At 56.5% G+C, this 24281-nt stretch carries 24 protein-coding genes; 11 read left to right on the forward strand and 13 right to left on the reverse strand.

Annotation, left to right across the window (positions count from 1 at the left end; translation table 11 throughout):
• Positions 1-18: 18 nt before the first annotated feature.
• The 4 genes from dnaQ to ACR0LN_RS12530 are packed head-to-tail and all read right to left on the reverse strand — an operon-like array spanning position 19 to position 2753.
• Positions 19-741 carry a DNA polymerase III subunit epsilon gene (dnaQ, locus tag ACR0LN_RS12515; RefSeq protein ID WP_480430046.1) on the reverse strand — a complete coding sequence of 241 codons (723 nt, stop codon included), beginning with the start codon at positions 739-741 and terminating at the stop codon, positions 19-21.
• Positions 734-1327 carry a dephospho-CoA kinase gene (gene coaE, locus ACR0LN_RS12520; RefSeq protein ID WP_480430047.1) on the reverse strand — a complete coding sequence of 198 codons (594 nt, stop codon included), beginning with the start codon at positions 1325-1327 and terminating at the stop codon, positions 734-736. Before coaE ends, dnaQ begins: the two co-directional genes overlap by 8 nt.
• Positions 1324-2157 carry a shikimate dehydrogenase gene (locus ACR0LN_RS12525; RefSeq protein WP_480430048.1) on the reverse strand — a complete coding sequence of 278 codons (834 nt, stop codon included), beginning with the start codon at positions 2155-2157 and terminating at the stop codon, positions 1324-1326. Before ACR0LN_RS12525 ends, coaE begins: the two co-directional genes overlap by 4 nt.
• Positions 2154-2753, reverse strand: a complete 600-nt coding sequence (locus tag ACR0LN_RS12530; protein WP_480430049.1) for a Maf family protein — start codon at positions 2751-2753, stop codon at positions 2154-2156. The genes ACR0LN_RS12525 and ACR0LN_RS12530 overlap by 4 nt, the downstream gene beginning before the upstream one ends.
• A 404-nt stretch (positions 2754-3157) precedes the next feature.
• Between ACR0LN_RS12530 and ACR0LN_RS12535 the strand changes: the two genes are divergently transcribed.
• From ACR0LN_RS12535 to ACR0LN_RS12565, 7 genes are all read left to right on the forward strand, one after another.
• Positions 3158-3607 carry a CopD family protein gene (locus ACR0LN_RS12535; RefSeq protein ID WP_480430050.1) on the forward strand — a complete coding sequence of 150 codons (450 nt, stop codon included), beginning with the start codon at positions 3158-3160 and terminating at the stop codon, positions 3605-3607.
• Positions 3608-3729: 122 nt separating this feature from the next.
• The gene (gene rho / locus ACR0LN_RS12540; protein WP_480430051.1) at positions 3730-5001 is read left to right on the forward strand and encodes a transcription termination factor Rho; all 1272 of its coding nucleotides are present in this window, start codon (positions 3730-3732) and stop codon (positions 4999-5001) included.
• Between the two features lie 31 nt (positions 5002-5032).
• Positions 5033-6319: a tRNA uridine-5-carboxymethylaminomethyl(34) synthesis GTPase MnmE gene (mnmE, locus tag ACR0LN_RS12545; RefSeq protein ID WP_480430052.1), complete on the forward strand. Its 1287-nt coding sequence runs from the start codon at positions 5033-5035 to the stop codon at positions 6317-6319.
• Between the two features lie 3 nt (positions 6320-6322).
• On the forward strand, positions 6323-8200 hold the full coding sequence (mnmG, locus tag ACR0LN_RS12550; RefSeq protein ID WP_480430053.1) for a tRNA uridine-5-carboxymethylaminomethyl(34) synthesis enzyme MnmG: 1878 nt from the start codon (positions 6323-6325) through the stop codon (positions 8198-8200).
• Complete coding sequence (gene rsmG / locus ACR0LN_RS12555; RefSeq protein WP_480430054.1) at positions 8197-8811, forward strand: 16S rRNA (guanine(527)-N(7))-methyltransferase RsmG; 615 nt, start codon at positions 8197-8199, stop codon at positions 8809-8811. Before mnmG ends, rsmG begins: the two co-directional genes overlap by 4 nt.
• Positions 8804-9607, forward strand: a complete 804-nt coding sequence (locus ACR0LN_RS12560) for a ParA family protein (protein WP_480430055.1) — start codon at positions 8804-8806, stop codon at positions 9605-9607. The genes rsmG and ACR0LN_RS12560 overlap by 8 nt, the downstream gene beginning before the upstream one ends.
• A 20-nt stretch (positions 9608-9627) precedes the next feature.
• Positions 9628-10521, forward strand: coding sequence for a ParB/RepB/Spo0J family partition protein (locus ACR0LN_RS12565; protein WP_480430056.1), 894 nt, complete (start codon positions 9628-9630; stop codon positions 10519-10521).
• On the opposite strand, the gene ACR0LN_RS12570 is transcribed toward ACR0LN_RS12565, so the two are convergent.
• The 4 genes from ACR0LN_RS12570 to rph are packed head-to-tail and all read right to left on the reverse strand — an operon-like array spanning position 10511 to position 13336.
• Positions 10511-10864, reverse strand: a complete 354-nt coding sequence (locus ACR0LN_RS12570; RefSeq protein WP_480430153.1) for a YbaN family protein — start codon at positions 10862-10864, stop codon at positions 10511-10513. The genes ACR0LN_RS12565 and ACR0LN_RS12570 overlap by 11 nt on opposite strands.
• A gap of 3 nt (positions 10865-10867) precedes the next feature.
• On the reverse strand, positions 10868-12022 hold the full coding sequence (hemW, locus tag ACR0LN_RS12575) for a radical SAM family heme chaperone HemW (RefSeq protein WP_480430057.1): 1155 nt from the start codon (positions 12020-12022) through the stop codon (positions 10868-10870).
• A complete protein-coding gene (rdgB, locus tag ACR0LN_RS12580) occupies positions 12012-12626 on the reverse strand; it encodes an RdgB/HAM1 family non-canonical purine NTP pyrophosphatase (protein WP_480430058.1) in 615 nt (204 codons plus the stop codon). Before rdgB ends, hemW begins: the two co-directional genes overlap by 11 nt.
• Positions 12623-13336, reverse strand: a complete 714-nt coding sequence (gene rph, locus ACR0LN_RS12585) for a ribonuclease PH (RefSeq protein WP_480430059.1) — start codon at positions 13334-13336, stop codon at positions 12623-12625. Before rph ends, rdgB begins: the two co-directional genes overlap by 4 nt.
• 112 nt (positions 13337-13448) lie before the next feature.
• Between rph and hrcA the strand changes: the two genes are divergently transcribed.
• Both hrcA and ACR0LN_RS12595 read left to right on the forward strand, forming a co-directional pair.
• Positions 13449-14513: a heat-inducible transcriptional repressor HrcA gene (gene hrcA, locus ACR0LN_RS12590; RefSeq protein WP_480430060.1), complete on the forward strand. Its 1065-nt coding sequence runs from the start codon at positions 13449-13451 to the stop codon at positions 14511-14513.
• Positions 14514-14523: 10 nt separating this feature from the next.
• A complete protein-coding gene (locus ACR0LN_RS12595; RefSeq protein ID WP_480430061.1) occupies positions 14524-15087 on the forward strand; it encodes a nucleotide exchange factor GrpE in 564 nt (187 codons plus the stop codon).
• Positions 15088-15118: 31 nt separating this feature from the next.
• On the opposite strand, the gene mutS is transcribed toward ACR0LN_RS12595, so the two are convergent.
• Complete coding sequence (gene mutS, locus ACR0LN_RS12600; protein ID WP_480430155.1) at positions 15119-17734, reverse strand: DNA mismatch repair protein MutS; 2616 nt, start codon at positions 17732-17734, stop codon at positions 15119-15121.
• A gap of 162 nt (positions 17735-17896) precedes the next feature.
• Here mutS and ACR0LN_RS12605 point away from each other — a divergent pair, with 162 nt between their 5' ends.
• Together ACR0LN_RS12605 and ACR0LN_RS12610 are read left to right on the forward strand one after the other, a co-directional pair.
• Positions 17897-20161, forward strand: coding sequence for an NADP-dependent malic enzyme (locus ACR0LN_RS12605; RefSeq protein WP_480430062.1), 2265 nt, complete (start codon positions 17897-17899; stop codon positions 20159-20161).
• The gene (locus ACR0LN_RS12610; RefSeq protein WP_480430063.1) at positions 20158-21027 is read left to right on the forward strand and encodes a ribokinase; all 870 of its coding nucleotides are present in this window, start codon (positions 20158-20160) and stop codon (positions 21025-21027) included. Before ACR0LN_RS12605 ends, ACR0LN_RS12610 begins: the two co-directional genes overlap by 4 nt.
• Here ACR0LN_RS12610 and msrA read toward each other — a convergent pair.
• From msrA to ACR0LN_RS12630, 4 genes are all read right to left on the reverse strand, one after another.
• Positions 21024-21695 carry a peptide-methionine (S)-S-oxide reductase MsrA gene (gene msrA, locus ACR0LN_RS12615; protein ID WP_480430064.1) on the reverse strand — a complete coding sequence of 224 codons (672 nt, stop codon included), beginning with the start codon at positions 21693-21695 and terminating at the stop codon, positions 21024-21026. The genes ACR0LN_RS12610 and msrA overlap by 4 nt on opposite strands.
• A 96-nt stretch (positions 21696-21791) precedes the next feature.
• Entirely contained in the window at positions 21792-22076 is a 285-nt protein-coding gene (locus tag ACR0LN_RS12620) for an SCP2 sterol-binding domain-containing protein (protein ID WP_170487922.1), read from the reverse strand.
• A 63-nt stretch (positions 22077-22139) separates the two neighbouring features.
• The gene (locus tag ACR0LN_RS12625) at positions 22140-23183 is read right to left on the reverse strand and encodes a M48 family metallopeptidase (RefSeq protein ID WP_480430065.1); all 1044 of its coding nucleotides are present in this window, start codon (positions 23181-23183) and stop codon (positions 22140-22142) included.
• 3 nt (positions 23184-23186) lie between these two features.
• The gene (locus tag ACR0LN_RS12630) at positions 23187-24254 is read right to left on the reverse strand and encodes a YjgN family protein (RefSeq protein ID WP_480430066.1); all 1068 of its coding nucleotides are present in this window, start codon (positions 24252-24254) and stop codon (positions 23187-23189) included.
• Between the last annotated feature and the right edge of the window lie 27 nt (positions 24255-24281).

The following is a 24281-nucleotide window of genomic DNA, read 5'->3' on the forward strand; positions in this document are numbered from 1 at the left end:
CCCGCGCCGGGTTGAACCTCAGGCGCGGGTCCACAGGGCGTTATCGCCCAGCTTCTCAACAAATGCTTCATGCGCCGCGCGTTCTTCGTCGGTGATTTTTGATGCCAGCGGTGTCGGGCGCGCCGACGGGCGCCAATCCTTTTGGCCGCCAGTACCTGAAGAGGCCGACGTAGACAGACCGAAGTCCGGCTGCCGCCCACCAATCAGTTCCAGATAAACCTCAGCCAGAATTTCCGAGTCGAGCAACGCCCCGTGCAGCACACGGTTGGTGTTATCAATGTTGAACCTGCGGCATAGCGCATCCAGCGATGCGGGCGACCCCGGGAACCGCTTGCGCGCAATCGCCAGCGTATCCAGTGCCTGATCCATCGGGATCTGCGGCAATCCCATCCATCTAAGTTCCGCATTCAGGAACTTCATGTCGAAGGATGCGTTGTGGATCACCAGCTTTGAATCCTGAACGAAATCAAGAAAGCCCTGGCCGACCTTGGCAAAGACCGGCTTGTCCTTCAGCGTGACCTCACCCTTTTCCGGCGGACGCGGGTTTTCCAGAATGTCGGGACCGATGCCATGCACGCCGAACGCCTCATCGGGCATCGAACGCTCGGGGTTGATATAGACGTGATAGGTCTCACCCGTTGCCACATGATTCCACAGCTCAACCGCGCCGATCTCGACAATCCGGTCGCCGCTTTCAGGATCAAACCCCGTGGTTTCGGTATCAAGTACAATCTCACGCATTTACCATCCCCGCCCGTATCTGCCTGACGACATCCTGCACCTGCGCGCGGGCGTGGTCCAGCGTATCCGTTACGATCACAAAGTCCGACCGCGCGCATTTTTCGTCATTCGGCATCTGCTTGGCGCGGATCTGCTCGAACTGCGCCTCAGTCATCGTGCCACGCTCCATCACGCGGCGCTTTTGTACGTCAGCCGGAATCGAGACACAGGCAACAGCATCCATCGCCGCTTCACCGCCGGTTTCAAACAGCAAGGGGATGTCGAATACGAGAATATCCACCTTTGTCTGCTCGCGGAATGCAGCTCGATCTGCGGTGACCAAAGGATGCACAATCGCCTCGATCTGTTTCAATTCGGACGGGTCCTGCGCGATGATCCGTTTCAGCGCATCACGGCTGACAGCATCGTCTACAATAGCTTCGGGAAACGCGGCCTGCATTGGCTTAACTGCCGCTCCGCCCCTTGAATAGAGTCTATGTACGGCCGCATCCGCATCCCACAAGGCGCATCCTTCGTCGACGAACATCTGCGCCGTGGTGCTTTTGCCCATGCCGATCGAGCCCGTCAGGCCAAGCGCAAAACTCATCCCAAAACCGCCGCGCGTAGGTCATCTGTTACCTCGGGGCGGATACCGAACCAGCGTTCGAACCCCGGTACGCCCTGATGCAACAGCATTCCCAACCCGTCGACGACCGTGCAGCCCGCCGTTTCTGCCTGTTCCAAGAGGTAAGTCTTCAACGGCGCATAAACCAGATCGGTCACAACCATGCCGGGTTTCAATCCATCCATCGGCACCCGTAATTCGGGCTGCCCCAGCATCCCCAATGAGGTGGTGTTTACCACCAAGGCGGCCTCTTCGACAAAATTACCCGCCTGCACCCAATCCACAACGGTGATGCGAGGACCAAATTCCTCTTTCAATTGGTCTGCCCGGGCGCGAGTGCGGTTTGTCAGCAGAATCTGGGGCACGCCTGCCTCCAACAATCCTTGCAGAACAGCCCTTGCGGCACCGCCTGCACCCAGCACTAAAGCCGGACCAGCCGGGGGAACCCAATTCGGAGCGCGGTTGCGCAAATTCTCCATAAATCCATAGCCATCGGTGTTGTCGGCGTGGATCGTACCATCTTCCCGAAACACCAGTGTATTCGCAGCGCCAATCAGCTTGGCCCGGTCAGAGACATGGTCCGCAATGCGCAGCGCAGCCTCTTTATGGGGAACGGTCACATTGGCACCAACAAAGCCGGCTTTGGGCAGCGTGCGTAAAACCGCCTCAAGATCCGAAGGCGCGACGTCCATAGGAATATAGTGCCCAGCCAGCCCATAGGTCTTCAGCCAATGCCCATGCAGCTGAGGCGATTTAGAATGCGCAACCGGATGCCCGATCACCCCAGCCAATGGAATTCGGTTATGCGTCATTGGTCGATCACCCCTTTGACAGCCAAATAATTGAGCAGTTCCAATAGGGGCATACCCAAGACATTAAAATAGTCGCCGTCAATGGTAGCGAACAGGCGAACGCCTTCCTCTTCCAGCTTATAAGCCCCGACTGCATGGCGAATGCTGTCCCAGTTCCGGTCGACATAGCCGCGCAGATAAGCGTCCGAACTCATTCGCATCCGCAGGCGCACTTGCCCGACATGGCGCCAGATCGGTTCCCCATCCTGATAGATCACCGCCGCGGACAAGAGCATGTGCCGCTTGCCTCGCATCGCCTTCAACTGCGCCAGCGCGTCTGTAGGCGTTTCAGGTTTGGACAACAACTGCCCGTCAAAATCCAGCACCTGATCACAGCCCAGAACCATTGCGCCTGGGTTCTTATCACTGACTTTGCGCGCTTTCATCTCGGCCAACGCATCGGCGATGTCCCGGGGCGGGGCATCTTCGGCCAGCAATGCGCGCTTCATGGTATCCTCGTCCACGCGCGCAACCTGAACGGAAAACGGCACGCCTGCCTTTTGCAACAGCTGCGCGCGAATGGATGAGCCTGAGGCCAGGATGATGGGGACAGACATGTGGAAAACCCCGTGTGCAAATCGTTGAGCGTTCTGGGACGGTTTGTATGGTTTTCCGATTGACACGCAACCCCGGGATTTTCGTGCGAAACTTCCCCGAGTCGCTCAAACGCTGTCCATCCGGGACAAGGATAAGTCAGACTACATGGATAACCATGTATTCCCGAATTACCCAACAAGTTATCCTCAGAAAAATCCAAAGATCAAACATTCAACTTATTGTTTTTTAAAACTTATTTTTGAAACTCACAGAATTACCTGAAACGCGTTCCCTTTTTTCCACCTGGGGAAAACACATGTGTAAAAAAGTAATCCACGGATTTTGTTCACCCTACAAAACCATCTTCCTTTTTCTTTTCTTATTTTTTTATTAGGGAGAGTTCCGAGCAACGCCCGGAGCCAGAATGACCGATCTTCTTTTCACGATTTACCCGTGGGTGAAGTCTTTACACATTATGGCCGTGATCTCGTGGATGGCCGGGTTGTTCTATCTGCCCAGACTGTTCGTCTATCACGTGGAAAAGGCGCAAAGTGTCGACGGTGCTGAAACCATCTTCTTTGAAATGGAAGAGAAGTTGCTGCGCGTAATCATGCGCCCTGCGATGATCGTGGCTTGGGTTTGCGGACTGATCATGGTGTTCACGCCAGGTATCGTCGGATGGGATTTTGCGTGGCCCTGGGTTAAGGGTGCGGCTGTGATTGGCATGACTTGGTTCCATCACTGGCTGATGGCACGGCGCAAGGACTTCTTAGAGGGCCAAAATAAGCTCACTGGGCGGCAGTATCGCATGATGAACGAGGTTCCGACCATTCTGATGGTTGCCATCGTTCTGGCGGTCGTTCTGAAGTTCTGAGGGGCCATTTGACTCCAAACGTGGTCGCGCTTATGTAGGGATCAACACGCCCGTCCGGGCGGCGTATCTTCCGTACTGAAATTCCACTTCGTGCCGCGCTGGCAGCGGTGAAGGTATTTATGATGACAAATGAAGCCCTGAATCTGGCCGATCTAAAGGCCAAAAGCCCCAAAGACCTTCTGGCGATGGCCGAAGAGCTGGAGATCGAAAACGCCTCGACCATGCGTAAAGGCGAGATGATGTTCCAGATCCTGCGCGAACGCGCGGACGAAGGCTGGACCGTTGGTGGCGATGGTGTGCTTGAGGTGCTGCAAGACGGCTTCGGCTTTTTGCGCTCGCCCGAGGCGAACTATTTGCCCGGCCCCGATGACATCTATGTCTCGCCCGACATGATCCGTCTGCATTCGCTGCGCACCGGTGATACGGTTGAAGGTGAGATCAAAGCGCCGGACGAGAATGAGCGGTACTTTGCGCTGACCAAGGTCACGAAGATCAACTTTGAAGACCCCGAGAAGGCCAAGCACAAAATCCTGTTCGACAACCTGACGCCTCTGTACCCGGATGAGCGTTTGAAGATGGAGATCGAGGACCCCACCATCAAGGACAAGTCGGCCCGTGTGATCGATCTGGTCGCACCCATCGGTAAAGGTCAGCGGTCGCTGATCGTGGCGCCTCCGCGGACTGGTAAAACGGTGATCCTGCAGAACATCGCGCATTCGATCGAACAGAACCACCCTGAGTGTTATCTGATCGTTCTGCTGATCGACGAACGCCCGGAAGAGGTGACCGACATGCAGCGCTCGGTGAAGGGTGAGGTTGTGTCCTCGACCTTTGACGAACCTGCAACACGCCACGTCGCTGTATCCGAGATGGTGATCGAAAAAGCCAAGCGTTTGGTCGAACATAAACGAGATGTTGTTATTCTTCTCGACTCGATAACAAGACTTGGTAGGGCGTTTAACACTGTGGTCCCATCCTCGGGTAAAGTTCTGACCGGTGGTGTCGACGCAAACGCGCTGCAACGCCCCAAGCGTTTCTTTGGTGCCGCGCGGAACATTGAAGAGGGTGGTTCGCTGACCATTATCGCGACCGCGCTGATCGACACCGGCAGCCGGATGGATGAAGTGATCTTTGAAGAATTCAAAGGCACCGGTAACTCGGAAATCGTTCTGGATCGCAAGATTGCAGACAAGCGGGTATTCCCAGCGATTGACATCCTCAAGTCCGGCACCCGAAAAGAGGACCTGTTGGTCGACAAGGGTGATCTGGCCAAGACCTTCGTTCTGCGCCGCATCCTCAACCCGATGGGCACGACCGATGCGATCGAGTTCCTGTTGTCGAAGTTGAAACAGACCATGACGAATGGCGAGTTCTTCGATTCGATGAACACCTGACACAGGTCTTAGACCCAAGCGAGGCCTTCGAATGGATACGATATTCGCCTTGGCCAGCGCGCAAGGCAAAGCCGGGGTGGCGGTTATCCGCCTCTCTGGCCCTTTGGCGCATTCCGCTGCGGCCGACCTGACCGGCAGCCCGCTGCCGTCTCGTGGCATGCGGGTGCGGACCCTGCATGCCGCTGATGGGTCACGCCTAGATGACGGGCTGGTTCTGACGTTTCAAGCCCCGGCCAGTTTCACAGGCGAAGACGTGGCCGAATTGCAGATTCATGGCAGCACCGCTGCGGTCAACGCTGTGATGAGGACCCTATCCGACAAGGACGGACTAAGGTTAGCCGAGCCTGGAGAGTTCACGCGGCGCGCGCTGGAAAACGGCAAGATGGATTTAACGCAGGTCGAAGGGCTGGCTGATCTGATCGATGCAGAAACCGAAGCGCAGCGAAAACAAGCCCAGACCATTCTGGCTGGAGAGCTTGGCAATCTGGCTGAACGGTGGCGCCGAGATCTGATCCGGGCTGCATCTTTGTTGGAAGCCGTGATCGACTTTGCCGATGAAGAAGTTCCGACTGACGTTACACCCGAAGTTAGAACATTGGTGACAGGCGTACTGCAGGACCTAAAGCGCGAAGCCGAGGGTGTGAAAATCGCCGAACGCATCCGAACCGGATTTGAAGTCGCCATCGTCGGGTTACCGAACGCGGGTAAGTCCACATTGTTGAATGCTTTGGCGGGGCGAGAGGCCGCGATTACCTCGGAATACGCAGGCACAACCCGCGATATTATCGAGGTTCGAATGGATCTTGCCGGGTTGCCAGTTACACTTTTGGATACGGCCGGGTTACGCGAAACCGAGGATCACGTTGAAAGCCTTGGGATCGAATTAGCCCGGAAGCGTGCAGAAGCGGCTGATCTGCGCGTATTTCTGACTGAAAATCCGAAAGAGTTGGGTGTTTCCAAGGTGGATGGAGATATTCAGCTTTTGCCGAAATCAGATCTTCGTGGGGACACCACAGATGGGATTTCTGGGAAAACTGGGTTCGGAATTGATCGTCTAATTTCCCATATATCGCGTGTTCTCGGGAAACGCTCTACCAGTCATGGTATAGCAACGCGGGAGCGTCATCGGATCGCGCTGAATGATGCCAGTGCATCACTGTCGGCTGCAATGACGGTTCTGGAATCAGGACCGGACTTGTATGATATTGCAGCAGAGGAACTACGTACGGCGATCCGCTCTCTTGAAACGTTGGTTGGTAGAATAGGGGTCGAGGACCTGCTGGATGAGATTTTCTCCAGTTTCTGCCTTGGAAAGTAAGGAGTGTTTCACGTGAAACATTCAAAATTTGATGTGGTAGTTATTGGTGCCGGCCACGCAGGTACCGAAGCCGCGCACGCAGCCGCACGGATGGGTGTTGAAACTGCTTTGGTGACTCTGTCTGCCCAGGACATAGGAGTCATGTCCTGTAACCCTGCTATTGGAGGCTTGGGCAAAGGGCATTTGGTACGTGAAATCGATGCGTTGGATGGCGTCATGGGACGGGTCGCTGACCAAGCTGGCATTCAATTTCGGCTATTGAACCGTCGAAAAGGCCCCGCGGTTCAAGGACCGAGAACCCAGGCGGACCGCGTATTGTATCGCGCTGCCATGCAGAAAGAGACAGCAGAGCAGGAACATCTATCTGTCATTGTCGGAGAAGTTGTTGATTTTCTGATGGACGGACCGAAAGTTGCTGGAATCAAACTGGCGGACGGTTCTGAGGTTCATGCTGGTGCCGTCATACTTACGTCTGGTACCTTTTTGCGTGGTGTCATTCACATTGGCGACGTTTCTAAACCAGGTGGTCGAATGGGCGACCGTCCTTCGGTAAAGCTGGCGGAACGTCTGGACAGTTTTGATTTACCTTTAGGACGTTTGAAAACCGGGACGCCACCCAGGTTGGATGGGCGGACGATAGATTGGTCAGACCTTGAACGTCAGCACGGAGATGATGATCCGACGTTGTTTTCTTTTCTGTCAACTTCGGTCACTGCACCACAAATCTCGTGTGGAATTACGCATACAAATGCTCAAACCCACGAGATAATTGAAAAAAACCTGTCTAGGTCTGCCATGTACGGCGGACATATAGATGGCGTAGGCCCCCGCTATTGCCCATCCATCGAAGACAAGATCGTTCGCTTTGCAGACAAGGAATCTCATCAGATTTTCCTGGAGCCCGAGGGTGTTAACGACCATACGATTTATCCCAACGGGATTTCGACGTCACTGCCTCAAGATGTGCAACAAGATTATGTCCGCTCCATTAAAGGGCTGGAAAACGCCGAGATCCTGCAACCCGGCTACGCAATCGAATATGATTACGTTGACCCGCGGGTTTTAACTTCGTTTTTGTCATTGCCAGAGGTGCCTGGTCTATATCTTGCAGGTCAGATCAACGGCACGACGGGTTACGAGGAAGCCGCTGCGCAAGGTCTTGTTGCAGGTTTGAATGCCGCCCTCGCTGTTTTGAAGCGGGATCCTGTGCATTTCACCCGTGCTGACAGCTATATTGGTGTAATGATCGACGATTTAACCACGCGCGGAGTGGCTGAACCCTACCGCATGTTCACCTCGCGCGCGGAATTCCGACTGTCTCTGCGGGCTGACAATGCAGATCAGCGGTTAACGCCAGTGGGTATTGATCTTGGTTGCGTCAAGGACGCCCGGGAAGCACATTTCCTTGAAAAAATGGAAAAGTTAAGGGTGGCCAAATCAAAATTGACGGACCGAACATATACTCCGAAAGAGGTTCGCGCCGTTGGGATTAACGTTAATCAGGACGGAAATCGCCGGGATGGCATGGCGCTGTTGGCATTTCCAGATGTATCCTTTGATGACCTTCTGCCACTAGTGCCGGGACTAGATGATACGGCTGCGGAAATACGCCTTCAAGTCGAACGAGATGCGCTTTATGCGAACTATATCGAGCGGCAGAAAAAAGACGTCGAAGCCATGAAACGTGATGAATCGTATGAGATTCCACGTGATTTTGATTATTCTATCTTGGATGGACTGTCATCTGAAATGAAGCAAAAGCTGACGCGTGCGAGACCATTGAACATTGCTCAGGCTTCGCGTGTAGAGGGGGTGACACCGGCCGCACTGACATTGTTGCTGGCTAAGTTGCGGCGGGACCAGAAGGTGCGCAAGGCATGAGTTCCGAAGTATTGGCCGGAATGGATGTTTCACGTGAAACATTGGACCGGCTCGAAACTTATGTAGGGTTGGTTCAGCGCTGGAATCCAAAGATAAATTTGGTTTCCCGGAACAGTTTGAAAGAAATATGGCCACGCCATATTCTGGATTCCGTGCAGGTGTTCCGTTGCGCAGCCGGATTTCAGACCTGGGTCGATTTGGGAAGCGGTGGGGGGTTTCCTGGTATGGTTTGTGCTATCATGGCCGCCGATGAAGCGCCGGATGCTCAATTTACGCTCATTGAAAGTGATCAACGAAAATCAGCGTTCTTGCGTAACGTCGCACGAGAGTGTGGTGTGCGGTGTACTGTCATTTCCAAGCGTATAGAGGATGTATCCTCATTAAATGCCGATGTCCTTTCCGCGCGCGCTTTGGCTGAATTGAGAATATTATTGTCCTTTTGCGACAGACATTTGGGAAAACAGGGCACAGCCCTGTTGCCCAAAGGCGCAAACTGGAAAAAAGAGCTGGAAGGCGCACAGGAGGAATGGAATTTCGAATGCGAGCCCATTACAAGTTTAACTGAGCCCCAAGCTGTTATTCTAAGGATTAAAGGAGTATCGCGTGGTTGATCTGTCTCGTCCCTCTGGGCCCCGGATTATTGCGGTTGCCAATCAAAAGGGAGGGGTAGGAAAAACGACGACAGCGATAAATCTTGCTGCGGGCCTTGCTGAAGCGGGGTGCAGAGTGCTGGTGGTCGACCTTGATCCCCAGGGGAACGCATCAACCGGCTTGGGTGTGGAAGATCGGGATTGGACCACCTACGATCTGATACTTGATGAAGCTCCGCTTGAGGCGGTCTTGCAAGAGACAAGTATTGAAGGGCTTTTCGTCGTACCCGCAACTGTTGATCTGAGTTCTGCCGATATTGAGCTGATTTCCAACGAAAAACGCAGCTATTTACTGCATGACGCTCTGCGCCAAACGGCGATTGATAAATTTGAACTGGATTTTGTTCTCATAGACTGTCCTCCTTCACTGAATCTTTTAACTGTGAACGCTATGGTGGCAGCCCATTCCGTTCTGGTTCCGTTGCAAAGCGAGTTCTTTGCGCTGGAAGGTCTTTCACAGCTTATGCTGACGATCCGTGAGGTTCGCCAAACTGCGAATCCGGACCTCAGAATCGAAGGTGTTGTGTTGACCATGTATGATAACCGCAACAACTTGTCCCGTCAGGTCGAGCAGGATGCGCGTGACAATCTGGGTGAGATGGTATTTAAAACCAAAATACCCAGAAATGTGCGGGTCAGTGAGGCGCCGTCGTACGCCTTGCCGGTTCTACAATATGACTCAGGGTCGTTGGGGGCGATGGCATATCGGCACCTCGCGCGTGAAGTCATACACAAGAATAAGAATATCGCCGCCTAAGCGGTAGTGAGGAGGGCTCAGTGGTCGCCAAAAAATCGAAACCCCGAGGTTTGGGTCGGGGATTGTCTGCCCTGATGGCTGATGTCACGCAGGAAGCCGAAGGACTGGTGCTGGCCGAGCCACGTCGGCCGGATATGAAAGTTCCAATAGAAAAGCTGCGGGCAAACCCAAATCAGCCACGCAGAACCTTTTCGACGGATCAACTGGATGAGCTGGCTGCATCGGTTAAAGAAAAAGGCATCATTCAACCGCTTATCGTGCGCGAGATTTCTGGCGGAGAATACGAAATCGTCGCTGGTGAACGCCGCTGGCGTGCGGCTCAGATGGCTCAGTTGCATGATATTCCGGTTATTGTGCGTGAATTCGACGATACCGAAGTGCTCGAAGTTGCAATCATCGAGAATATTCAACGTGCTGACTTGAATGCCGTTGAGGAAGCAGCAGGGTACAAGCAATTGATGGATCGTTTCGGTCATACCCAGGAAAAGCTGGCCGAAGCATTGGGAAAAAGCCGAAGTCATATTGCCAATCTTCTGCGCTTACTGTCGTTGCCGTTGGATGTGCAGACACTTGTGATCGAAGGCAAGTTATCAGCCGGTCATGCGCGGGCGTTGATTACGGCAGAAAATCCCTCTGAACTGGCGAAGATCGTTGTAAAGGATGGGCTTTCGGTGCGCGCAACCGAGGCGCTTGTTAAGAAACAGCAGGCTGATCCGGTGAAAGCAGCGCCGCGTTCGCGCAATCTGGATGCGGGCAAGGATGCTGATACGCGAGCATTGGAAAAAGATCTCTCGGCGATTCTGGCGATGAAAGTTGTGATCAATCACAAGGCCGGAACGGAAACGGGGCAGGTTGTTTTAACCTATGAGAACCTAGATCAGTTAGACGATCTCTGTGCGAAACTCAGCCGTTAGGCCGGGTCCAGATAAAAATCATCACGCAGCTCAGAACCACAGCCTGAACGATCAGAACGTGGGATGGCAAAGTGAGCAGAACAGATAAGCCAAACACGGCGGCGATCGAAAGGGTGGCCGCCTTTTTTGCGCTTGGGCGTATAGCACCAGAGGTTTGCCAGTCCACGATCAACGGGCCAAAAGTCTGATGTGAGATCAGCCAATTGTGTAGGCGCGAGGAGGATCGGGCAAAGAAAAACGCGGCCAACAGCAGGAAGGGAACCGTCGGCAAAAGGGGCAGGGCGATCCCTATTGCGGCAAGTCCTACACAGATCAATCCCAAAGCGGCCCAGAGATATTGCATCATTTACCCCAGCAATTCCCGGATCACCGCATTCAGAACGGCGCGCCCGTCCTTGGTGGCGATCAGATGTTCGTCGGTTTGTTCAATCATGCCGAACTCAATCAGGTCGGCCAGCTTGTCTTGCGGCAGAGAGCGCCCGTTCAATTCATTGAATCTTTCTATATCTAGGCCCTCTATGATCCTCAGCCCCATCATAAGGTATTCATTGGCCTGATCTTGCGGTGAAAGCAGTGTCCGTTCTTTTTCTCCGTTTCCATCTGAAACCGCAGAAAGCCAAGCATTCGGAGACAGATAGGTTTCTGTCGCCAGTTTTCGACCATTCAGCGTGATCCGCCCATGCGCTCCGGGTCCGATGCCGACATAGTCTCCATACCGCCAATAGACGAGGTTATGTTGCGATTCCGCACCGGGGCGGGCGTGGTTTGAGACCTCATAAGCCGGCAGGCCATGCGCTTCGCAGATCTCTTGGGTGGCCAGATACATGTCGGCAGCGCTGTCATCCTCGGGCAGGCCGCGCAACTTGCCGATGGCATAACGGTCGCCGAAGGCGGTGCCGTCTTCGATGGTCAACTGGTACAGGGACAGGTGATCGACGGCCATCGACAAAGCTTCGGTCAACTCTGTGCGCCAAGCTTCTGGGGTTTGATGCTGGCGAGCGTAGATCAGGTCGAAACTGACGCGATCAAAGCAATTTCGGGCAATGTCGAAGGCAGCACGCGCTTCGGCCACTGTATGAATGCGGCCCAAGCGGCGCAGGTCTTCGTCATTCAGCGCCTGAACACCCATCGAGATGCGGTTCACCCCGGCATCACGATAGGCGGCAAACCGTCCCGCCTCGACCGAGCCAGGATTTGCCTCAAGCGTTATTTCCATGTCATTGGCAGGACGCCAGTGCGCGCGGGCCTCATCAATCACGGCGGCGACGGTGTCTGGGTCCATCAAGGAGGGCGTGCCGCCGCCGAAGAAGATCGTGTTTAGGACGCGGTCGGGTGTCTCAGAGGCCGAGCGGAACAATTCGCTCAGATACGCGTCAAGCCATTGTTTTTTATTGATATTTTTGGAAACATGGCTGTTGAAGTCGCAATAAGGGCATTTGGCCTCGCAAAAAGGCCAATGTACATACAGGCCAAAGCCCCCGTTGCGCCAATCATCCGCCAAAGCAGCCCTTCACGAACATCTCCACCGCGCGGCCGCGATGGCTGATCTTGTTCTTTTCCCAGCGATCCATCTCGGCAAAGGTAATGTCGTGTCCGTCTGGGACAAACATTGGATCATAACCGAACCCATCTTTGCCGCGGATTGGCCAGACCAGATGGCCCGGGGCAATACCCTCGAACACTTCATCATGCCCGTCGGGCCAGGCCAGAACCAGTGTACAGCGAAACTGCGCGGTGCGGGGATGCGCAGCGCCTTTCGCCTCCAGCTCGTTATGGGCACGTGTCATCGCCATCAGGAAATCGCGGCCATTGCCGGTTTCGGCCCAATCGGCGGTGTATACACCCGGCGCACCGTCCAGTGCGTCGATGGTGATCCCGGAATCGTCCGACAGGGCAGGCAGGCCGGTGGTTTTGGCAGCGGCGTGCGCCTTGATCCGGGCATTGCCGACGAACGTGTCCTCGGTTTCATCCGGTTCAGGCAGGTTCATATCGCCAGCGCCGATAACGGTCACGCCAAATGGTTCAAGCAGATGCGCCATCTCCTCGAGCTTGCCTTTGTTATGCGTGGCGACCAATAACCGATCCCCGTCGAACTTGCGGGTCATGCGGTGGCGGCCTTCTGGGCGGCAGCGAGTTCACTAACGCCTTTTTCAGCCAGATCCATCAGCTGATCCATCTGCGCGCGGCTAAAGACCGAGCCTTCTGCGCTCATCTGCACTTCGATCAGTTTACCCGAGCCGGTCATGATGAAGTTACCATCCACGCCCGCTTCGCTGTCTTCGGGGTAGTCCAGATCCAGCACCGGCTGGCCGGCGTAAATACCGCACGAAACGGCAGCAACAGGGTCTACTAAGGGGTCTGAGATCACATCACCGGCCTTCATCAGCTTGTTCACAGCCAAGCGCAGCGCCACCCAACCGCCGGTGATCGAGGCGCAGCGGGTGCCGCCATCGGCCTGGATCACATCGCAGTCGACGGTGATCTGACGTTCGCCCAGTGCGACCCGGTCCACGCCAGCGCGCAGGGCGCGGCCAATCAGGCGCTGAATCTCGACAGTGCGACCACCTTGCTTGCCCGACGCTGCTTCGCGGCGCATCCGGGTGTTAGTGGCGCGGGGCAGCATGCCGTATTCGGCGGTGACCCAGCCCAGGCCTGATCCCTTGATAAAGGGCGGCACGCGATCCTCGATCGTGGCGGTACACAGCACATGGGTATCGCCCATTTTGATCAGGCAGGAACCTTCGGCATGTTTGGTAAAGCCTGTTTCGATTGAAACGGCGCGCATTTCGTTTAGATCACGTCCTGAGGGTCGCATGGAAAATCCTTTGTTTGCTGGGTTGGGGATAACGCCCCGTGGCGTTACGATGCAACCCCGATTGACCTTTCATTTACCTGCGATTTAATGACGATCAAGCAGGGGACCGCTGATGAGCGAAGCAAGCAGAATTCTGGACGAGATGAATGACCGGTCGCGCGAGGTGTTCCGGTTGATCGTCGAAAGCTATCTGGACAGCGGCGAGCCGGTTGGCAGTCGCACCTTGACCCGGACATTGTCCGAAAAGGTCAGTGCCGCGACCGTGCGTAACGTGATGCAGGATCTTGAGTTTCTGGGCCTGCTGGACAGCCCGCATGTCTCAGCGGGCCGAATTCCAACGCAGCAAGGGTTGAGGATGTTTGTCGATGGGCTGCTTGAGGTTGGTGATCTGGGCGCGGATGATCGGCAGAAGCTGGACCATACATTAGGCTCTAACGCAGGCGATGTGGGTGGAATGCTGGACCGTGTCGGATCGGCATTGTCACACGTGACACATGGCGCATCGCTGGTTCTGACGCCCAAGCACGAATCCGAGATCAAGCATATTGAGTTTGTTTCTTTGGCGCATGATCGTGCGTTGGTCGTGCTGGTCTTTGCCGATGGTCACGTAGAAAACCGCTTGTTCACTCCGCCACCTGGACAAACACCCAGCTCGATGCGCGAGGCTGCGAATTTCTTGAATGCACTGATCGAGGGGCGCACCTTGAGCGAAGTGCGCCGTCAGATGCAGACTCAGATCGACGCGCGAAAACAAGAAATCGACGTTTTGGCGCGTGAGATGGTAGAGAGTGGCATGGCGGCCTGGGATGGTGACGGGGGCGACTCGGCCCGTCTGATCGTGCGTGGGCGGGCGAATCTGTTGGGCGAATCCGGTGAGGCCGAGGAACTGGACCGCATTCGCACGCTGTTTGACGATCTGGAGCGCAAGCGGGACATCGCGGAATTCCTTGAATTGACCGAAGAAGGCGAGGGTGTACGCATTTTTATCGGGTCTGAGAACAAACTTTTCTCACTTTCGGGTTCCTCTTTGGTGGTGTCTCCATATATGAACGCTGATCGAAAGATAATCGGTGCGGTCGGGGTCATCGGACCCACGCGTCTGAATTATGGACGGATCGTGCCGATCGTGGATTATACGGCGCAACTGGTCGGCAAGCTGATATCCGACCGGAGCTAGAGGGTAAGAGATGGCAGAGCCCAAAGACGAAGAATTTCTGGACGATATCATGGCCGCTGAAGCGGAAGAGCTGGCCGAGGAATTTGCTGAGATCAGCGATGAAGCGCTGGAGCTAGATGAGCTGCGCGCCGAGCGTGATGACTACAAAGACAAGTTCATGCGCGCGCTGGCAGATGCGGAAAATGCACGCAAGCGGGGTGACAAGGCGCGTCGGGACGCGGAACAGTATGGTGGGTCGAAACTGGCTCGTGACATGTTGCCGGTCTACGACAACATGAAGCGCGCGCTTGAGGCCGCGACCGATGAGCAGAAAGAGGTTGCCGCCGGTCTACTGGAAGGGGTCGAACTGACCATGCGCGCCCTGAAGGATGTGTTCCAGAAACATGGGATCGAGGTGATCACGCCTGAAGTTGGCGATCGGTTTGATCCGAATATTCACGAAGCAATGTTCGAAGCTCCTGTTCCCGGCACACGCGCTGGCGACATCATTCAGGTTTCGGCTGAAGGCTTCATGCTGCACGATCGCCTGCTGCGTCCGGCGCAGGTTGGTGTGTCTTCGATGCCTGCAAGCTAAGCCGCTTTAAATCTGAAAAGTGTTGAGGCGGTCAGGTTCTGGCCGCCTCTTTCAGTTTGTAGATCAGGTCCAATGCCTCGCGCGGGGTCAGCTCATCCGGCAGGATGTCATCCAACATATCCGTGACAGGTGAGGCTTTGGCCGCCGGAGGTGGTGGTGGCGGAGCAGCAGAGAACAGCGGCAGGTCATCGATCAGGGCTTTTTGTTTGCCACCTTCGCGCTCGGTTTTCTCCAGTTGGTCCAGAACTACGCGGGCACGTTCAACGACTGAAGCGGGCAGGCCGGCCAGCTGCGCGACCTGAACACCATAGGACCGGTCTGCGGCACCTTTGTGGACCTCGTGCAGGAAGATCACCTCGCCTTCCCATTCCTTGACCGCAACCGTTGCATTGTCGACACCTTCCAGTTTCCCGGCCAGTGCCGTGAGTTCGTGGTAGTGGGTGGCGAACAGGGCGCGGCATTGATTTGCGGCGTGCAGGTGTTCCAGCGTGGCCCAGGCGATCGACAGACCGTCATAAGTGGCTGTACCGCGGCCGATTTCGTCGAGGATGACTAGCGCGCGGTCGTCGGCCTGGTTCAGGATTGCCGCAGTTTCCACCATTTCGACCATGAAGGTCGAGCGGCCTCGGGCCAGATCGTCGGAGGCTCCGACCCGGCTGAACAGCTGGCTGACGACGCCAACATGGGCTTGCTCGGCGGGGACATAGCTGCCCATCTGGGCCAACAGCGCGATCAGCGCGTTCTGGCGCAGGAAGGTCGATTTACCGGCCATGTTGGGACCGGTCAGCAGCCAGATCGCCGCGCCTTGATCTGCGCTGAGGTCGCAGTCATTGGCAATGAAAGCATCGCCGTTTTGTTGGCGCAGAGCGTGTTCCACAACCGGGTGACGGCCACCTTGAACGTCAAATGTGCGGGAGGTGTCGACCTGTGGGCGGCACCAGTTTTCTCCGCGTGCGAGGTCGGCCAGCGCGGTGGTCAGGTCCAGCTCGGCCAACCCACGGGCGGCTTGGTTGAGGCGGGCCGCGAGGGATAAAATCTCATCAGATAGCCTTTGATAGAGCCGTTTTTCGATCTCAAGCGCCAGATTGCCCGCATTCAGGATGCGGGTTTCGATCTCCGAAAGTTCCACGGTGGTGAACCGCACCTGATTAGCGGTGGTCTGGCGATGGATATAGGTTTCGCTGAACGGCGGGTTCAGCATCTTCTCGGCATGGGTGGCCGTGGTTTCTATGAAATAGCCCAGCACATTGTTGTGCTTGATCTTCAACGAAGTGATGCCGGTATGTCCCGCATATTTCTGTTGAAACCCCGCAATGACCGAGCGGCCTTCGTCCCGCAACGTGCGCGCTTCGTCCAATTCGGTGTCGAAACCGGGAGCGATGAAGCCGCCATCGCGTGTGAGCAGGGGCGGTTCGGCGACAAGCGCCTCGTCCAGCAGGGTCAGCAGATCATCAAAACCGACAAGGTTTTGCAAAGCGGTCGCCAGCAGAACCGGCAGGTCCTGACCTTCGCAAATCCCGGCGATGGCTGTAGCTTGCGTCAACCCGTTGCGGATCGCGGCCAGATCGCGGGGTCCGCCACGCTCCAGCGACAGGCGGGATAAGGCGCGGTCCAGATCGGGTGTCTTGCGCAGCGCTTCGCGCATGTCCGAGGCGGTCAGGCTGTCTTCGGTCGCAAATGTCACTGCGTCCAGCCGGGCATGGATCACGTCCAGATTGCGGGATGGGCTGGATAGGCGCTGGTCCAGCAATCGTGCGCCGCCCGGCGTGACGGTTCGGTCAACCACCGACAGCAGCGATCCGGCGCGGCCGCCGGATAGGGCTCGGGTCAGTTCAAGATTGCGGCGTGTGGCGGCGTCGATCTGGACAACGCGGTCCTCGGATTCCTTCAGGGGTGTTTGCAGCAGGGGCAGTTTGCCCTTCTGCGTAATCTCCAGATAGTCGATCAATGCACCCATGGCGGAGACTTCGGCGCGGCCAAACGACCCGAAGGCGTCCAGCGCGCCAACGTGAAACAAACCGCAGATACGTTTTTCCGCCGCGGTGCTGTCGAAACTGGCGCGTCCGATGGGGGTCAGTGAAATCCCCAGATCACGAACCGGTTCCTGCAAATGTTGGTCTGACCCATCAGCCACGATCAGTTCGGACGGGGCCAGCCGCGCCAGTTCGGGGCTGAGGCGGACCGAGGTCAAAGGCATCACGTGAAACGCCCCCGTTGAGATATCGGCCCAGGCCAAAGCAGCCTCATCGCGCACCTCGGCATAAGCGGCAAGAAAGTTGTGGCGGCGGGCTTCCAAAAGCGCGTCCTCAGTCAGCGTACCGGGCGTCACCAGACGCACGACATCGCGCTTTACCACTGATTTAGAGCCTCTTTTCTTTGCCTCAGCTGGGCTTTCCATCTGTTCGCAAACGGCCACGCGAAAGCCTTTGCGGATCAGGGTCAGCAGGTAACCTTCGGCTGAATGCACCGGCACGCCGCACATCGGAATATCGGCACCGTTGTGCTTGCCGCGTTTGGTCAGGGCGATGTCCAGCGCCTCGGCGGCGTTGACGGCGTCTTCGAAGAACATCTCGTAGAAATCGCCCATGCGATAGAACAGCAGGGCATCGGCGTGGGCCTCTTTGATCTCGAGATATTGCGCCATCATCGGCGTGACTGTGGACAAGGCGGCCCCCTTCTGGCGTGTTCCGGGCGCGACCTTACAAATCCCGCATCTTCTGTAAAAGCCGAAAACTCATTCTCGTTGAGGCGCGCCTTTGCCTGCGCTATGACGCAAAGGTCCAACAGATGTAAGGAAACGACATTTCCGATGCCCAAAACGAAGATCACCAAAGAAGAGGCGCTGGCCTTTCACCTGGACCCGACCCCCGGCAAATGGGAGGTGCAGGCCACCGTCCCCATGACAACACAGCGCGACCTGTCGCTGGCCTATAGCCCAGGCGTTGCTGTTCCATGTGAAGCCATCGCCGAAGCGCCCGAGACCGCGTATGACTACACCAACAAGGGCAATCTGGTGGCCGTGATCTCGAACGGGACCGCCGTGTTGGGTCTTGGGAACCTTGGGGCGTTGGGCTCGAAACCGGTGATGGAAGGGAAATCGGTCCTGTTCAAACGCTTCGCCGACGTGAACTCGATTGATATCGAACTGGATACGGAAGACCCGGATGAATTCTGCCGCGCGGTCAAACTGATGGGGCCTACCTTTGGTGGCATCAATCTTGAAGACATCAAAGCGCCCGAATGTTTCATCATCGAACAGCGTCTGAAGGAAGAGATGGATATCCCCGTCTTCCACGACGACCAGCATGGTACGGCGGTGATTTGTGCGGCGGGTCTGCTGAACGCACTGCATATATCGGGCAAAAAGATCGAGGATGTGAAAATTGTCCTGAATGGTGCCGGTGCCGCTGGGATCGCCTGTATCGAACTGCTCAAGGCGATGGGGGCCAAGCACGAGAACTGCATCGTCTGCGACACAAAGGGCGTGATCTATCAGGGCCGGACCGAAGGGATGAACCAGTGGAAATCGGCCCACGCGATCACCACAGAGCTGCGCACGCTGGAAGACGCCATGAAGGGCGCGGACGTGTTTCTGGGCGTGTCGGTCAAAGGGGCTGTGACACAAGATATGGTCGCCAGCATGGCCGATAACCCGGTGATCTTTGCTATGGCGAACCCGGACCCGGAAATCACGCCGGAAGAGGCGCACGAGGTTCGGGTGGATGCCATCGTTGCCACCGGGCGCAGCGATTACCCGAACCAGGTGAACAACGTTCTGGGCTTCCCCTACCTGTTCCGTGGCGCACTGGACATCCATGCCCGCGCCATCAATGACGAGATGAAGATTGCCTGCGCCCATGCGCTGGCCAATCTGGCGCGCGAGGATGTGCCGGATGAGGTCGCCATGGCCTATGGAAAATCACTGACCTTTGGCCGCGACTATATCATCCCGACGCCTTTTGATCCGCGTTTGATCCACCGCATTCCACCCGCAGTGGCCAAGGCCGGGATGGACACCGGGGCCGCGCGCCGTCCGATCGTCGACATGGAGGCGTATGAGCTGAGCCTCAAATCTCGCATGGACCCAACCGCCAGCATCCTGCGCGGCCTGAATGCCCGTGCGCGTCAGGCGCAAAGCCGGATGATCTTTGCCGAAGGCGACGATCCCCGTGTGCTGCGCGCGGCGGTGACTTATCAACGCTCGGGTTTCGGCAAGGCATTGGTTGTAGGCCGTCCCGATGATGTGAAAAACAAGCTGGAAGAGGCCGGACTGGGGGACGCCGTGCGCGAGCTTGAAGTGGTCAACGCCGCCAACACCACGCATCTCGAGACATATTCGAATTTCCTGTACCAGCGTCTGCAGCGCAAAGGGTTTGACCGTAAGGATATTCACCGTCTCGCCGCACGTGACCGGCATGTGTTCTCGTCCCTGATGCTGGCACATGGGCATGGTGATGGTCTGGTGACCGGTGCCACACGCAAATCTGCGCATGTGCTGGATCGAATCAATCACGTGTTTGACGCTGACGCGGCCCACGGGGCGGCGGGCGTGACAGCCCTGCTGCATAAGGGGCGGATCGTGCTGATCGGCGATACGCTGGTGCACGAATGGCCGGATGAGAATGATCTGGCCAACATCGCGGAACGCTCGGCTGCCGTCGCCCGCCATATGGGGCTTGAGCCGCGCGTGGCCTTCGTCAGTTTCTCGACTTTCGGGTATCCGGTCTCGGAACGCGCAGAAAAGATGCACCGTGCTCCGGCGGTTCTGGACCAGCGTGGGGTCGATTTCGAATACGAAGGTGAGATGACCGTGGACGTGGCCCTGAACGTGGATCAGCAAGCGGTATATCCGTTCCAGCGTTTGACCGGTCCGGCGAATATCCTGATCGTTCCCGCGCGACATTCGGCGTCAATCTCGACCAAACTGATGCAGGAAATGGGCGGAGCAACCGTGATTGGCCCGATCCTGTCGGGCGTCGACAAACCGATTCAGATCTGTTCCACCGTGTCCACGACAAACGACATCCTGAATATGGCGATACTCGCCTCGTGCGATATCTCAGGTAAACCATGACGATCTGGAATCTCGGTTCGATCAATGCGGACATGATCTATGACGTGCCGCATCTGCCCGGACCGGGAGAGACGCTTTCGGCCAATCGGCTGGACCGGTATTTGGGCGGCAAAGGGGCAAATATGTCCGTTGCCGCCGCGCGGGCCGGGGCACGCGTCGCGCATATCGGCGCTGTTGGGCCAGATGGGCGCTGGGCGCGGGATCGTCTGACGGAATATGGCGTGGATACGCGCCATATAGCCGGGGTGGATGTCCCCACCGGCCACGCCATCATTGCGGTGGATGCACAGGGTGAAAACAACATAATCCTGTTTCAAGGCTCAAACCATGCGATTTCGCAGGATCAGTTAGGGCAAGCGCTGTCCTCTGCCGAGCGGGGCGATCTGCTGGTGATGCAGAACGAAACCAACCTTCAGGTCGAGGCTGCCCAAATGGGACGCGATCTGGGTTTGACTGTCTGCTATGCCGCAGCGCCGTTTCAGGCACAGGCCGTTCAGACCGTATTGCCCAATCTGGATTTCCTGATCCTGAATGAGATCGAAGCAGAGCAACTGCGTGCAGCCACCGGGCAATCGGTGGCTGATCTGGAAGTAGAACATGTGATCGTAACCTTGGGCTCGAAAGGCGCACGCTATTACCGCCGGGGTGTGGCGTCGGACTTTCCGGCACACAAGGTGCAGGCCGTCGATACCACCGGCGCGGGCGATACGTTCACAGGTTATGTTCTGGCGGGGATGGATCGTGACATGCCGATGGCGCAGGCAATCGCGCAAGCAAATCGTGCCGCGGCCCTGATGGTCACGCGGCACGGCACGGCAGATGTGATCCCGGACCTCAAAGAGGTGCGCGAGGCTCGGTTCGATTAAGATCCGGCGAAAGGTGCCTCGCTGCCCCAAAGCTGCTTGACCCGCGCGTCACGCCCGCAGGCTTTGCGATAGGCTTTGTAGGCGCTGGCCTGACGCTTGGGGCCAAAACGGGTGAGAACCAGCTTGTTCCCCTTGTAGTAATCCTGATGGTAGGCCTCGGCCGGGTAGAACGCGCCTTGCTTTAAGATCGGCGTAACGATGCGCTGCCCTAACGCATTCTGCGCATTGGTCTTGGCTTTCTCGGCAACCGCTTTTTCGCCTGTATTAGAGACGAAAATGGCAGTTCTATAGCTGTCGCCCCGATCACAAAACTGACCGCCCGCATCGGTGGGGTCGACCGAGCGGAAGAACATGTTCAACAGGGTTTCACGGGAAACGCGGGCTGGGTCAAAGGTGATCTGTACCGCCTCATAATGGCCGGTGCCGCCTTTGGTGACCTGATCATAGGATGGGTTCGCCGTGCTGCCACCTGTGTAACCCGAGACAGCGCCGATCACGCCCGGTACGGATTCGAAATCGGATTCAACGCACCAGAAACATCCGCCTGCAACCGTCAGGGTCTCGGTTCCCGCAGCGGGCGCGGGTGCCGCCCGCAACAGAGCGGCCACTGCAATCAGCACAAAAAGAAACGTCGGTTTGATGAAATCAAGATAGGCAGTCCGGGTCATGGCAGGTCTCCTTTCAGGATCAGGCTGCCCTGACTTAAGTACCGGCGCAATCCGCTGACATGGTTTGTCACGCGGTGGTGAGACGAGTTTATCGCCCTAGCCCAGCAGCTGCCCCAGCTTCATCGCCACGCCCATATTGCCCGAAACCTTGAGTTTACCCAACGCCACGCCGGTCATCGGGTTCAGCTTACCGGTCAGCAATTTGGTCAGGTTGTCCTGCGAAATGCGGATGGTGCAATCGGTATCGCGATCTTGCGTGGTGGCCTGATTGTCAGCCAGAACGATAACGCCATCCTCACCACAATCGAATTTGAGCGAGCCTTCAAAGCTGCGCCCGACAAGGTTCTTCTGGATGCCATCTGCAATTGCGGCCAGTGTCATAGGGTCCCTCCTGTTTCAGCCAAAGGGTTAGGGGGCAGCCGTGGCGTAGGCAATAGCCCACGCCTAGTGACCTTGGGTCATGGATTTCAGGTTCTCCTGACGATCCTCGAAACGCGGGTGGGTGCTGAGCCAGTCTGTATCTTGATCGCCGAACTCCTGTTCCAGCAGGTCGAAGAAATCTGACAGGCCGTTGGGGTCGAACCCGGCCTTTGTTGCCAGATCAACACCGAAACGGTCGGCGGCCAACTCGTGCTGTCGGGAGTAAGACAGGGACAAGATCAGATTGCCCTCCAGCAGCACCTGGTCCAGCACCGGGCCGGTATCGCCGGCCATCATGCCGATCAGGACAAAGGCCCCGAGCGAACGGTATATCTGCGTCAGCCCATGTTGTTCGGCCACGTGCCCGATCTCGTGCCCGATCACCCCGGCCAGCGCATCGGTCGAGACCTGCCGCACCAGATCATCGGTCACCACAATTGTTCCATTGGGCAGCGCAAAAGCATTGGGACCCAACCCCGGCATGTCCCGGAATTGCAGCACATAGTCGTGATCTGCGGCGGCAGGCCCCAGCGCGACCGAAACCCGATCAAAACTGTCCTGAACTTCAGCTTTCTGCGTATCACTTAGCGCGCTGGGTTCGGTCAGCACCTGATCCAGCGCCTGCATTACGCCCGCATCAATGGCGGCCACCAGCGGTGGGGGCGTCATCCAAACCGCCAGCGCCACCAGCAGCGACAACCCGTATTTCCAGATACCCCAGGCGCAGACCAAACAGGCCAGAGTGACAACGATCAGGCGCGGGTGGAATTTCTCGGCATGATGCAGACGTGATCCGCTGGTGTCTGCCAAAATATGCTCGAGGGCTGCATGTTGGTTGGTCAGAAACAGAGTGCCGTCCGGGAAGTTCACGCGACGTTCGGTGGCACCGATGCGGGGCTCGACAGTCAGGTCATCTGGCGCGCAGCGGGATTTGATCTGTCCCTGATCGTCGATCAGCCAGACTGTATTGTTCCCCACAGCCAACCGCGCAGGAACCTCGCGCGTGCTAAGAGGCGGATAGGCGCGCCCTGGAACCGGCACGCCTATATCTTCCTCGAACCGGTCCACCGATCAGACCGCGATACCGATATCAAACCCTTCGATATCCCCATAGGCATCACCGATGGCACTGACATTTGCGCTGACGGTGCCAACGAAATCATCCAGTGGACCGTCGGGAATAAAGATGGTGTGGCTTGCCAGATAGCGTGCCCGCCGCACATGTGCCCAAGGCAACATCAAGCCCAAAGTCAGTACAATAACCACTGCGTTAGAGACTGAAATCCACAGCAGACGCAGAGCAGATACATCAGAGTGGAATCGGTGCCCGTCACCTAGAATTGTGTAGTTGTAGACCGTGTTGCGGACCATCGCGTGGTAAATGATCACGGCTGGAACCAGTACAAGGATCAAAAAACCGTACAGCGACAATACGGTCACAAGTGCCGCGATATTTTCGGGATCACTTTCCAGCGTTTTGAACGCATCGAAAGTCGCAGCGTTGATGCCAATAATCGAGAGCAGCCCAACAATCCCGGCGATTACCCACAGGGCCGCGCATAAGAATGCCTTGTAAAACGGAGCAATCGGGCTGTCGAAACTCATCGGCGTGGTCCCGAAACTATGCCCGTTCACGTGGAACCTTTGGATCGAGCGTGTGACGAACGGCCAGGTGGTATAAAGCGTCAGTGCCGCGATAAAGGGATACAGAAAGTAATTGGCCGCTGCCGATCCCCAAGTTCCGTTGAAATCGAACCGAACGTTGGACCAGCTGGAGACGCGCGCCTGAAAACGCAGCGATCGCACCAGCAGGTAAGGGATCAGAAAAATCAAACCGAATAGGATGACCAGGTTCACCAGTGGTATTGCAGCCAGGATTGTATAGGCCACGATCCCTGCGATTACGATCAGCCGCCCAAACAGAATCTGCATGCCACTCGCGTGATAGTCAAAGCTGCGCCCGGCGACATATGTATTTTGGTAGAAGTATTTCTTGGTTCTAACCTTGGCCCAGGCGCTATAGATGCCAAAGGTCAACAGCGACAACATAAGGTTGACGATCCAGATACCGAAGTATTCGCTTGCCGATCCCCGGAACTCGAATTCGGCTGGGGTAGGGTGTGAGGGGTCTGCCTGCATGAGTGCCTCAAAAGGATTGAATCAAAA

It is taken from the genome of Ruegeria sp. AA6, assembly GCF_056542865.1.